The following is a 12,268-nucleotide window of genomic DNA, read 5'->3' as shown; positions in this document are numbered from 1 at the left end:
ATCATGTCCGCTGAAAAACAGAAGTACGGTGTCCACTCCGAAGCCGGCAAACTGCGCAAGGTCATGGTTTGCTCGCCGGGCCTGGCGCACAAGCGCCTGACGCCGAGCAACTGTGACGAGCTGCTGTTCGACGACGTGATCTGGGTCGACCAGGCCAAGCGTGACCATTTCGACTTTGTCACCAAGATGCGCGAGCGTGGCGTGGATGTGCTGGAGATGCACAACCTGCTGACCGACATCGTCCAGCAACCCGAGGCACTGAAGTGGATCCTCGATCGCAAGATCACCCCCGACACCGTCGGTGTCGGCCTGACCAATGAAGTGCGCAGCTGGCTCGAAGGCCTCGAGCCACGCCACCTGGCCGAGTTCCTGATCGGCGGCGTCGCCGGGCAGGACCTGCCGCAGAGCGAAGGTGCCGAGGTGGTCAAGATGTACAACGACTACCTGGGCCACTCCAGCTTCATCCTGCCACCGCTGCCCAACACCCAGTTCACCCGCGACACCACCTGCTGGATCTACGGCGGCGTCACGCTCAACCCGATGTACTGGCCGGCGCGACGCCAGGAAACCCTGCTGACTACCGCCATCTACAAGTTCCACCCACAGTTCACCAACGCTGACTTCCAGGTGTGGTATGGCGACCCGGACAAGGAACATGGCCAGTCCACCCTCGAGGGCGGCGATGTCATGCCGATCGGCAAGGGCATCGTGCTGATCGGCATGGGCGAGCGTACCTCGCGCCAGGCTATCGGCCAGCTCGCGCAGAACCTGTTCGCCAAGGGCGCCGTCAAGGAAGTGATCGTCGCAGGCCTGCCGAAATCGCGCGCCGCCATGCACCTGGATACCGTGTTCAGCTTCTGCGACCGCGACTTGGTCACGGTCTTCCCGGAAGTGGTGAAAGAGATCGTGCCGTTCATCATCCGTCCGGACGAAAGCAAGCCTTACGGCATGGATGTGCGCCGCATCAACAAGTCGTTCATCGAAGTGGTGGGCGAGCAGCTTGGGGTCAAGCTGCGCGTGGTGGAGACCGGTGGCAACAGCTTTGCCGCCGAGCGCGAACAGTGGGATGACGGCAACAACGTGGTGGCCATCGAGCCGGGCGTGGTCATCGGCTACGACCGCAACACCTACACCAATACCCTGCTGCGCAAGGCCGGGATCGAAGTCATCACCATCAGCGCCGGCGAACTGGGCCGGGGTCGTGGCGGCGGCCACTGCATGACCTGCCCGATCGTGCGCGACCCGATCGACTACTAACGACCATTACCCCCGGCCGCCCTCACAAAGCGGCGGCCGGTGTGTTCACCAAACTCAAGGAGAAAAGTCATGGCGTTCAATATTCACAACCGCAACCTGCTCAGCCTGGAACACCACAGCACCCGCGAGCTGCGCTACCTGCTGGACCTGTCCCGCGACCTCAAGCGTGCCAAGTACACCGGCACCGAGCAGCAGCACCTGAAAGGCAACAACATCGCGCTGATCTTCGAAAAAACCTCTACCCGTACCCGCTGCGCCTTCGAAGTGGCCGCCTATGACCAGGGCGCCAATGTCACCTACATCGACCCGACCTCCTCGCAGATCGGCCACAAGGAAAGCATGAAGGACACCGCCCGTGTGCTCGGGCGCATGTACGACGCCATCGAGTACCGTGGCTTCAAGCAGGAAATCGTCGAAGAGCTGGCCAAGTTCGCCGGCGTTCCGGTGTTCAACGGCCTGACCGACGAATACCACCCCACCCAGATGATCGCCGACGTGCTGACCATGCGTGAGCACAGCGACAAGCCGCTGCACGACATCAGCTACGCCTACCTGGGCGACGCCCGCAACAACATGGGCAACTCGCTGCTGCTGATTGGCGCCAAGCTCGGCATGGACGTGCGCATCGCCGCGCCCAAGGCGCTGTGGCCGCATGACGACCTGGTCGAGCGTTGCCGCAAGTACGCCGAGGAAAGCGGCGCGCGCATCACCCTCACCGAAGACCCGGTTGCCGCGGTCAAGGGTGTGGACTTCGTGCACACCGACGTATGGGTATCGATGGGTGAGCCGATCGAAGCCTGGGGTGAGCGCATCAAGCTGCTCAAGCCGTATCAGGTGAATGCACAGCTGATGAAGTCCACCGGCAACCCGCGGACCAAGTTCATGCACTGCCTGCCGGCGTTCCACAACTCCGAAACCAAGGTAGGCAAGCAGATCGCGGAACAGTACCCGGACCTGGCCAACGGTATCGAAGTGACCGACGACGTCTTCGAGTCGCCGGCCTGCATCGCCTTCGAGCAAGCGGAAAACCGCATGCACACGATCAAGGCGATCCTGGTGTCGACACTGGCTGACCTGTAAAGGCTGACTCGGCAAGCCGGGCAACCCGAAGCCCTGTGGGAGCGGGTTTACCCGCGAATGCGTCAGTAGCACCAGCCGTGTTGCATGGGCTGACGCTTTCGCGGGTAAACCCGCTCCCACAAGGGGGCGGCGATACCGGTCGAGAGCAGCGCTCCCTTCTTTCGTTAAAGGACATTCCCCATGCGTATCGTTGTTGCATTGGGCGGCAACGCCCTGCTGCGTCGCGGCGAGCCCATGACCGCTGACAACCAGCGCGCCAATATCCGCACCGCCACCGAACAGATCGCCAAGATCCACCCAGGCAACGAGCTGGTCATCGCCCACGGCAACGGCCCGCAAGTTGGCCTGCTGTCGCTGCAGGGCCTGTCCTACAAGCCCGACGAGGCCTACCCGCTGGACGTGCTGGGTGCCGAGACCGAGGGCATGATCGGCTACATGATCGAACAGGAACTGGGCAACCTGCTGGCCTTCGAAGTGCCGTTCGCCACCCTGCTGACCCAGGTCGAAGTAGACGCCAACGACCCCGCCTTCAAGGACCCGACCAAGTTCATCGGCCCGGTCTATGGCAAGGAAGAGGCCGAGCGCCTGGCCAAGGAAAAGGGTTGGGTGGTCAAGGCCGACGGCGACAAGTACCGCCGTGTGGTGGCCAGCCCGAAACCCAAGCGCATCTTCGAGATCCGCCCGATCAAGTGGCTGCTGGAAAAGAGCAGCATCGTGATCTGCGCCGGCGGCGGCGGCATCCCCACCATGTACGACGAGAACCGCAAGCTCAAGGGCATCGAGGCGGTGATCGACAAGGACCTGTGCTCGGCCCTGCTGGCAGAGCAGCTGGACGCCGACCTTCTGATAATCGCCACCGACGTCGATGCGGCGTATGTTGACTGGGGCAAGCCCACGCAAAAGGCCATTGCCCAGGCCCACCCCGACGAGCTCGAACGCCTCGGCTTCGCCGCCGGCTCCATGGGGCCGAAGGTGCAGGCGGCCTGCGACTTTGCCCGCAACACCGGCAAAGTGGCAGTGATCAGTTCGCTGGAGAACATCGAAGACATCGTCAAAGGCACCGCCGGCACGCGGGTTTCCACCGCGAAGCCGGGGATCAGCTACCGTTGAATGCAGTAGGCGGGCGCCAGCGCCCGCCATTTTAGACCTTCCAAAGGAGCTTGCCATGGCCCAGTACCAGCCCGGTCATGTACACATCGAGCGCACCGCGCTGAACCAGAACGACCACAGCTATGACCTGAACATCGAATACGAGGCAGTGTCGGACCCCAAGGAAGGCAGAGGCATCCAGTTCAAGATGCATGGCAGCATCGAAGGCAAGCCAGTGGAAGAAAAGTTCTTCCTGGCCAAGGACCAAGTGTTGCCCAGCTTCCTCATGCAGCTGAGCCGAAGGGCGCAGTCGTACCTGACGCCACCGAAGAAATTCGAGAGCCTGAGTTCGCCGCACAAGCTTTATGACCATATGTTCGCGGACATTCGCGAAAAGCTGGATGTGAAATCGGGCGATCCGATCAAGCCTGAACATCTGGAGTGATTTCAAGAACCGGGGGCTGCTTTGCAGCCCATCGCGACACAAGGCCGCTCCTACAGGGATCGCGCCAATTTTGGGCGTGGCGCTGTACCTGTAGGAGCGGCCTTGCGTCGCGATAGGGCCGCAAAGCGGCCCCGACAATGTTGAGGCATACTACCGCCCTCCCCCAGCCACAACCGCACCGTCCCCATGCGCATCCACGTCAGCTTCATCGACCGCGTCGGCATCACCCAGGAAGTCCTCGCCCTGCTCGGTGCCCGCAACCTCAACCTGGACGCCGTGGAGATGGTCCCGCCGAACGTCTACATCGACGCCCCTACCCTCAGCCCCGCCGTGCTCGAAGAACTGCACGACGCGCTGTTCGAGGTACATGGCGTGCAATCGGTGGACGTGGTCGACATCCTCCCTGGCCAACGCCGGCACCTGCAGCTCGATGCCCTGCTGGCGGCGATGAGCGACCCGGTGCTGGCCGTGGACAGTGCCGGCAAGGTGCTGCTGGCCAACCCGGCGCTGATCGAGCTGTGCGGCCGCGAATCGGCCGGGCGCTCGGTGGGTGAACTGTTCGGCGACCCGGCGCTGCTGCAGGCCCTGCTGGACAACAACTTTCACCTGCCCATGCGCGAGATGCAGCTCAACGGCCAGAGCCTGCTGCTGGATGCCATGCCGATCACCAACGCCGGTGGCCTGCTGACGCTGTACCCACCCACGCGCATGGGCGAACGCCTGTCGGCCATGCACCACGACCATGCCGAAGGCTTCGATGCCCTGCTCGGCGAGTCACCGGCCATCCGCACCCTCAAGGCCCGCGCCTTGCGCGTGGCGGCGCTCGATGCACCGCTGCTGGTGCATGGCGAAACCGGCACCGGCAAAGAGCTGGTAGCCCGCGCCTGCCACGCCATCAGCAGCCGCCATGCGGCGCCATTCCTGGCCCTGAACTGCGCCGCGCTGCCCGAGAGCCTGGCCGAGAGCGAACTGTTCGGCTACGCCCCCGGCGCCTTCACCGGCGCGCAACGGGGCGGCAAGCCCGGGCTGATGGAGCTGGCCAACCAGGGCACGGTATTTCTCGATGAAATCGGCGAGATGTCGCCATACCTGCAGGCCAAGCTGCTGCGTTTTCTCAGCGATGGCAGCTTCCGCCGGGTGGGTGGCGACCGCGAAGTGAAGGTGGATGTACGCATCATCAGCGCCACCCACCGCGACCTGGAGCGCATGGTCGCCGAAGGCAGCTTCCGCGAAGACCTGTTCTACCGCCTGAACGTGCTCAACCTGCAAGTGCCACCGCTGCGCGACCGTGGCCAGGACATCCTGATGCTGGCGCATTTCTTCATGCAGCAGGCCTGCACGCAGATCCAGCGCCCACCGTGCCGGCTGACCCCGGCCACCCATTCGGCACTGCTGGCCAACCCTTGGCCGGGCAACGTGCGCCAGCTGCAGAACGTGATATTCCGCGCCGCAGCCATCTGCGAGGGCAACCTGGTGGATATCGGTGACCTGGACATCGCCGGCACCTCGGTGGCCCGTGGCCAGGACGGCGAAGTGGCCAGCCTGGAACAGGCCGTGGGCGATTTCGAGCGCGAGCTGCTGCAACGCCTGTACGCCAGCTACCCATCGACGCGGCAACTGGCCGGGCGCTTGCAAACTTCACATACCGCCATTGCGCAGCGCCTGCGCAAATATGGAATACCGGGCAAAGCCTGATACCTGTCAGATAGCGTCAACGGGGCTGCTACGCAGCCCATCGCAGGCAAGCCAGCTCCCACAGGTACGGCGTTGCTCTCGAGGTTGTCACGGTAATTGTGGGAGCTGGCTTGCCTGCGATGGGCCGCAAAGCGGCCCCTGATAGTTATTGTAATAATCCGGTTGTTATTCAGGCTTTTCCTACGCCAGTGAAAGATACTCTCCCACGGATGCCTCGTAGAATGGTGACAGTCTATTCCCACCTGTCACTCCACTTGTCCGCCCCATAGCGGGAAGTGGTCCGCTACTGGATATAACGAGAGCACCTGATGTTTGAACTCGATTTTTACGGGACGCTTGTAGCCGCCTCTTTGGTACTGTTATTGGGGCGCGGCCTGGTCGCGCGTATTGGTTTCTTGCGCACTTACAATATTCCGGAACCTGTTGCTGGCGGCCTGGTAGTGGCCTTGGCGTTCCTGGCGTTGCGCAGATTCGATATCCACGTGCAATTCGATACTTCACTGCAAACCCCTCTGATGCTGGCATTCTTCGCCACCATTGGTTTGAGTGCAGACTTCGCCAGCCTGAAAAAAGGTGGCCGCGTGGTTACCGTGTTCCTGCTGGTGGTAACCGGCTTGCTGCTGGTCCAGAACGCCATGGGTATCGGCCTGGCAACGGCACTGGGCCTCGACCCGCTGATGGGCCTGCTGGCCGGCTCTGTTACCTTGTCCGGCGGTCACGGTACAGGCGCCGCGTGGGGGGCCACTTTTACCGAAAAGTTTGGCCTGGCCTCGGCCTCCGAGCTGGCAATGGCATCAGCTACCTTCGGCCTGGTACTGGGCGGCCTGATTGGTGGCCCGGTCGCCCGGTTGCTGATCAAGCGGGTATCGACGCCTGGTATCGAAGAAGCAGCACCACAACTGCCCAAAGGTTTCGAACAACCGGACAAAGAGCGCCTGATTACACCGTTTTCATTTATCGAAACACTGGCGCTGATCGCTGTCAGTTTGCTCGCAGGCTCGTTACTTAACGGTTTGCTGAAAGGCACTGCATTTGAACTGCCAACGTTCGTTTGCGTGCTGTTCGTGGGCGTGGTGTTGCGAAACGGCCTTTCGGCGCTCGGCTTTTATCAAGTTTTCGAACGGGAAGTCTCGGTATTGGGCAATGTGAGCTTGTCGCTATTCCTGGCCATAGCCTTGATGTCGCTCAAGTTGTGGGAACTTTCAGCACTGGCATTACCGTTCTTTGCATTGCTCGCCGCACAGACATTGGTCATGGCACTGTTCGCGATATTCGTCACGTTCCGGGTCATGGGCCGCAACTATGATGCAGCGGTACTGGCTGCCGGGCACTGTGGTTTCGGCCTGGGCGCAACGCCGACGGCAATCGCCAACATGCAAGCGGTGACCCAGCGCTACGGAGCCTCGCGCATTGCCTTCCTGGTGGTGCCGATGGTGGGGGCGTTCTTCATCGACATCATCAATGTCATCGTCATCAAGCTGTATCTGGCGCTGCCGTTCTTTTGAGCCAGAGGTTGAACACTCAGCCGGTAAGTTGCTCAAGCCTTTGCATCAGCAGAATCGGCTATTTGACCCTTTAGGAGGGGCACGTGGTTAGGTGTGAGCTTCACACTGGAAAAGGGTCCTACCGATAATGGCGATTCCTTCCCCTGCAGACAGAACCGTATCGATTTAAATACACCGTATTCAAATCGATACACATCCATTCGGATACGGCTGTGCAAGGGTTTGATCCCCAAACCCTTTTCCATCCCCCACCCGCTGTAGCGTTTTCATTCCACAAGAATGACAAAATGATTACGCGAAATATTTAACATATTGATTTATAAAGATTTTTAACGATTGGCCGCATTTTTGCTAAGGGAATCCCAACCCCAAGAGCGCGGAGCCACTGCGCCTAACGCCCTGCTTCCCGAGGATTCCCCATGAGCGAGTTGCGTTTCACTGAAGATCACGAATGGCTGCGCGTCGAAGCCGATGGCAGCGTCACCGTGGGCATCACCGCCTACGCCCAGAACGCCCTTGGCGATGTGGTTTTCGTGCAACTGCCAGAGTTGCAGCAGTATGAGAAAGGCAGCGAAGCGTCCACCGTCGAGTCGGTCAAGGCCGCCAGCGGTGTGTACATGCCCCTGACTGGCGAAGTGGTCCAGATCAACGACCAACTCGAAGACAGCCCGGAACTGGTCAACGAAGACCCGATGGGCGAAGGCTGGTTCTTCCGCTTCATTCCCGCCGACGCCAGCGCCGTGGCCGCCCTGCTCGACCAGGACGCCTACGACCGCCTGATCAAAGCCAACGACGACGCCTGAGGAACCCCGCCATGACCATCAACCTCGGCACCGCCAACGAATTCATCGCCCGCCACATCGGGCCGCGTGCCGCTGACGAGCAGGCCATGCTGGCCGCCCTCGGCTTCGACTCGCTGGAAGCCATGACCGCCGCGGTCATTCCCGACAGCATCAAAGGCACCAGCGTGCTCGGCTCGCACGATGGCCAGAGCGAAGCCGACGCGCTTGCCGCGCTCAAGGCCATCGCCGGCAAGAACCAGCTGTTCAAGAGCTACATCGGCCAGGGCTACTACAACACCCACACTCCGGCGCCGATCCTGCGCAACCTGCTGGAAAACCCGGCCTGGTACACCGCCTATACCCCGTACCAGCCAGAAATTTCCCAGGGCCGCCTGGAAGCGCTGCTGAACTTCCAGACCCTGATCAGCGACCTGACCGGCCTGCCGATCGCCAACGCCTCCCTGCTCGACGAAGCCACCGCTGCAGCCGAGGCCATGACCTTCTGCAAGCGCCTGTCGAAGAACAAGGCCAGCCACGCCTTCTTCGCCTCCGTGCACTGCCACCCGCAAACCCTCGACGTGCTGCGCACCCGTGCCGAGCCGCTGGGCATCGAGATCGTGGTCGGCGACGAGCGCGAGCTGGGCGATGTCAGCGCCTTCTTCGGCGCCCTGCTCCAGTACCCGGCCAGCAACGGTGAAGTATTCGACTACCGCGAAGTGGTCGAGCGCTTCCACGCCGCCAACGCCCTGGTCGCCGTTGCCGCCGACCTGCTGGCCCTGACCCTGCTGACCCCGCCTGGCGAGTTCGGCGCCGACGTGGCCATCGGCAGCGCCCAGCGCTTCGGCGTGCCACTGGGCTTCGGTGGCCCGCACGCGGCCTACTTCTCCACCCGTGACGCGTTCAAGCGCGACATGCCGGGCCGCCTGGTCGGCGTGTCGATCGACCGCTTCGGCAAGACCGCCCTGCGCCTGGCCATGCAGACCCGCGAGCAGCACATCCGCCGCGAAAAGGCCACCAGCAACATCTGCACCGCCCAGGTGCTGCTGGCCAACATCGCCAGCATGTTCGCCGTATACCACGGCCCGGCCGGCCTCAAGCGCATCGCCGAACGTACCCATGCCCTGACCGCGATCCTGGCCGCCGGCCTGAAGACGCTGGGCGTGCAGGTAGTGGGCGCCAGCGCCTTCGACACCTTGACCCTGGCCACCGGCAGTGCCACTGCCAGCCTGCATGACAAGGCGCGCGCCCAGGGCATCAACCTGCGCCAGATTGACGCCGCCCACGTGGGCCTGTCGCTGGACGAAACCAGTAGCCAGGCCGATGTCGAGGCCCTGTGGCAGCTGATCGGTGGCGACCAGGCCCAGCCGGACTTCAACGCCCTGGCCGCCAGCACCGGCTCGCTGCTGCCTGCCGCCCTGCTGCGCCAGTCGGCCATCCTCGCCCACCCGGTATTCAACCGCTACCACAGCGAAACCGAGCTGATGCGCTACCTGCGCCGCCTGGCCGACAAGGACTTGGCGCTGGACCGCAGCATGATCCCGCTGGGCTCGTGCACCATGAAGCTGAACGCCGCCAGCGAAATGATCCCGGTCACCTGGGCCGAGTTCGGCAACCTGCACCCGTTCGCCCCGGCCGAACAGAGCCAGGGCTACCTGCAGATGACCACCGAGCTGGAAGCCATGCTCTGCGCCGCCACCGGCTATGACGCCGTATCGCTGCAGCCCAACGCCGGTTCCCAGGGCGAGTACGCGGGCCTGCTGGCCATCCGCGCCTACCACCGCAGCCGTGGCGAAGGCCACCGCGACATCTGCCTGATCCCGTCGTCGGCCCACGGCACCAACCCGGCAACCGCGCACATGGCCGGCATGCGCGTGGTGGTCACCGCCTGTGATGCCCGCGGCAACGTCGATGTCGAGGACCTGCGCGCCAAGGCCATCGAGCACCGCGAGCGCCTGGCCGCGATCATGATCACCTACCCGTCGACCCACGGTGTGTTCGAGGAAGCGATCGGCGAAATCTGCGCGATCATCCACGACAACGGTGGCCAGGTGTACATCGACGGCGCCAACATGAACGCCATGGTCGGCCTGTGCGCCCCGGGCAAGTTCGGCGGCGACGTATCTCACCTGAACCTGCACAAGACCTTCTGCATCCCACACGGCGGTGGCGGCCCGGGCGTCGGCCCGATCGGTGTCAAGTCGCACCTGGCGCCGTTCCTGCCCGGCCATGCGCAGCTGGAAAACACCGAGGGCGCGGTTTGTGCCGCGCCGTTCGGCAGCGCCAGCATCCTGCCGATCACCTGGATGTACATCCGCATGATGGGCGGTGCCGGCCTCAAGCGTGCCTCGCAGATGGCGATCCTCAACGCCAACTACATCGCCCGTCGCCTGGAAGAGCACTATCCTGTTCTGTATACCGGCGGCAATGGCCTGGTGGCCCACGAGTGCATCCTCGACCTGCGCCCACTGAAGGACACCAGCGGCATCAGCGTCGACGACGTGGCCAAGCGCCTGATCGACTTCGGCTTCCACGCCCCGACCATGTCCTTCCCGGTGGCGGGCACGCTGATGATCGAACCGACCGAAAGCGAGTCCAAGGAAGAACTGGACCGCTTCTGCGACGCGATGATCCAGATCCGCGAAGAAATTCGCGCGGTCGAGAACGGTAGCTTGGACAAGGACGACAACCCGCTGAAGAACGCCCCGCACACTGCGGCCGAGCTGGTTGGCGAATGGGCCCATGGCTACAGCCGCGAGCAGGCGGTGTACCCGCTGCCGAGCCTGGTGGAAGGCAAGTACTGGCCACCGGTCGGCCGGGTCGACAACGTGTTCGGCGATCGCAACCTGGTGTGCGCCTGCCCGTCGATCGAGAGCTATCAGGACGCCTGACCCGGCGCTCAGGCCTCATCGCCGGCAAGCCAGCTCCCACAGGGGCCTCACCGCACTCAAGGCTGGTGCAGTACCTGTGGGAGCTGGCTTGCCGGCGATCGAGTGCGCAGCACTCGCCTTACTTACCGGAGGGAATGAGCAATGTCTTTGAGCGTCTTCGACCTGTTCAAGATCGGCATCGGCCCCTCCAGCTCGCACACGGTCGGCCCGATGCGCGCCGCCGCGCGCTTCGCCGAAGGGCTGCGCCGTGATGGCCTGCTCGCCCGCACGGTCAGCGTCAAGGCCGAGCTGTACGGCTCGCTCGGCGCCACCGGCAAGGGCCATGGCAGCGACAAGGCCGTGCTGCTGGGCCTTGAAGGCGAACACCCCGATGTCATCGACACCGACACCATCCCTGCCCGCCTGCAGGTCATCCGCGACAGCGGTCGGCTGAACCTGCTCGGCGAGCACAGCATCGCATTCATCGAAAAGCAGCACCTGGCGATGATTCGCAAGCCGCTGGACTACCACCCCAACGGCATGATCTTCCGCGCCTTCGACGAGGCCGGCCTGCAAATCCGCAGCCGCGAGTACTACTCGGTGGGCGGCGGTTTCGTGGTCGACCAGGACGCTGCCGGCCACGACCGCATCGTCGAGGACAGCACACCGCTGACCTACCCGTTCAAGACCGCCAAGGAGCTGCTCGGCCATTGCACCGGGCAAAACCTGTCGATCAGCCAGGTAATGCTGGCCAACGAGGCGGCCTGGCGCCCCGAGGCGGAAACCCGTGCCGGGCTGCTGCGCATCTGGCAGGTGATGCAGGATTGCGTCGAAGCCGGTTGCCAGCATGAAGGCATCCTGCCGGGCGGGCTCAAGGTCAAGCGCCGGGCGCCGGCGTTGTACCGCCAACTGAGCCGAAACCCGGAGGCCAGCCTTCGCGATGCCCTGTCGGTACTCGACTGGGTCAACCTCTATGCCCTGGCAGTGAACGAGGAAAACGCCTACGGCGGGCGTGTGGTCACCGCGCCGACCAACGGCGCGGCGGGCATTGTCCCGGCGGTGCTGCATTACTACATGCGCTTCGTACCGGGAGCCAACGAGGACGGGGTGGTGCGGTTTCTGCTCACCGCCGCGGCCATCGGCATCCTGTACAAGGAAAACGCCTCCATCTCCGGCGCCGAAGTAGGCTGCCAGGGCGAGGTCGGCGTGGCCTGCTCGATGGCCGCCGGGGCGCTGTGCGAGGTGATGGGCGGCAGCGTGCAGCAGGTGGAGAACGCTGCCGAAATCGGCATGGAACACAACCTGGGCCTGACCTGCGACCCGATTGGCGGGCTGGTCCAGGTGCCTTGCATCGAGCGCAACGCCATGGGCTCGGTGAAAGCGATCAACGCGGTGCGCATGGCCTTGCGCGGCGACGGGCAGCACTACGTGTCGCTCGACAAGGTCATCCGCACCATGCGCCAGACCGGCGCCGACATGAAAAGCAAATACAAAGAGACCGCCCGTGGCGGCCTGGCCGTCAACATCATCGAATGTTGACCCGACAAC

Annotated in this window: 9 protein-coding genes; all 9 read left to right on the top strand. The window is 63.3% G+C overall.

Translation table 11 applies throughout. The annotated features are described in order from the left end of the window. Positions 1–3: 3 nt before the first annotated feature. Positions 4–1,257 carry an arginine deiminase gene (gene arcA, locus CAG46_RS17730; RefSeq protein WP_075043890.1) on the top strand — a complete coding sequence of 418 codons (1,254 nt, stop codon included), beginning with the start codon at positions 4–6 and terminating at the stop codon, positions 1,255–1,257. A gap of 69 nt (positions 1,258–1,326) precedes the next feature. Continuing rightward, the gene (locus CAG46_RS17725) at positions 1,327–2,337 is read left to right on the top strand and encodes an ornithine carbamoyltransferase (protein ID WP_025337853.1); all 1,011 of its coding nucleotides are present in this window, start codon (positions 1,327–1,329) and stop codon (positions 2,335–2,337) included. Positions 2,338–2,517: 180 nt separating this feature from the next. Further along, on the top strand, positions 2,518–3,447 hold the full coding sequence (gene arcC, locus CAG46_RS17720) for a carbamate kinase (RefSeq protein WP_003257953.1): 930 nt from the start codon (positions 2,518–2,520) through the stop codon (positions 3,445–3,447). Between the two features lie 55 nt (positions 3,448–3,502). Continuing rightward, complete coding sequence (locus CAG46_RS17715) at positions 3,503–3,871, top strand: DUF5064 family protein (RefSeq protein WP_085616771.1); 369 nt, start codon at positions 3,503–3,505, stop codon at positions 3,869–3,871. Positions 3,872–4,057: 186 nt separating this feature from the next. Next, positions 4,058–5,566 carry a sigma-54-dependent transcriptional regulator gene (locus tag CAG46_RS17710; protein ID WP_025337851.1) on the top strand — a complete coding sequence of 503 codons (1,509 nt, stop codon included), beginning with the start codon at positions 4,058–4,060 and terminating at the stop codon, positions 5,564–5,566. Positions 5,567–5,874: 308 nt separating this feature from the next. Next, positions 5,875–7,071 (top strand): sodium/glutamate symporter, encoded by a 1,197-nt coding sequence (gene gltS / locus CAG46_RS17705; protein ID WP_085616773.1) that lies wholly within the window; start codon positions 5,875–5,877, stop codon positions 7,069–7,071. A 419-nt stretch (positions 7,072–7,490) separates the two neighbouring features. Then, positions 7,491–7,874: a glycine cleavage system protein GcvH gene (gene gcvH, locus CAG46_RS17700; RefSeq protein WP_003257943.1), complete on the top strand. Its 384-nt coding sequence runs from the start codon at positions 7,491–7,493 to the stop codon at positions 7,872–7,874. Positions 7,875–7,885: 11 nt separating this feature from the next. Beyond that, positions 7,886–10,741: an aminomethyl-transferring glycine dehydrogenase gene (gene gcvP, locus CAG46_RS17695; protein WP_085616775.1), complete on the top strand. Its 2,856-nt coding sequence runs from the start codon at positions 7,886–7,888 to the stop codon at positions 10,739–10,741. A gap of 141 nt (positions 10,742–10,882) precedes the next feature. Continuing rightward, positions 10,883–12,259, top strand: coding sequence for an L-serine ammonia-lyase (locus tag CAG46_RS17690; RefSeq protein WP_085616777.1), 1,377 nt, complete (start codon positions 10,883–10,885; stop codon positions 12,257–12,259). Positions 12,260–12,268 lie beyond the last annotated feature (9 nt).

Origin of the sequence: Pseudomonas sp. B23(2017), assembly GCF_002113725.1 — a bacterium.
In the GTDB taxonomy this organism is placed as follows: Bacteria; Pseudomonadota; Gammaproteobacteria; order Pseudomonadales; family Pseudomonadaceae; genus Aquipseudomonas; species Aquipseudomonas putida_Z.
The sequence above is the reverse complement of the archived record's forward strand: the minus strand, read 5'-3'. Positions and strand labels throughout refer to the sequence as shown.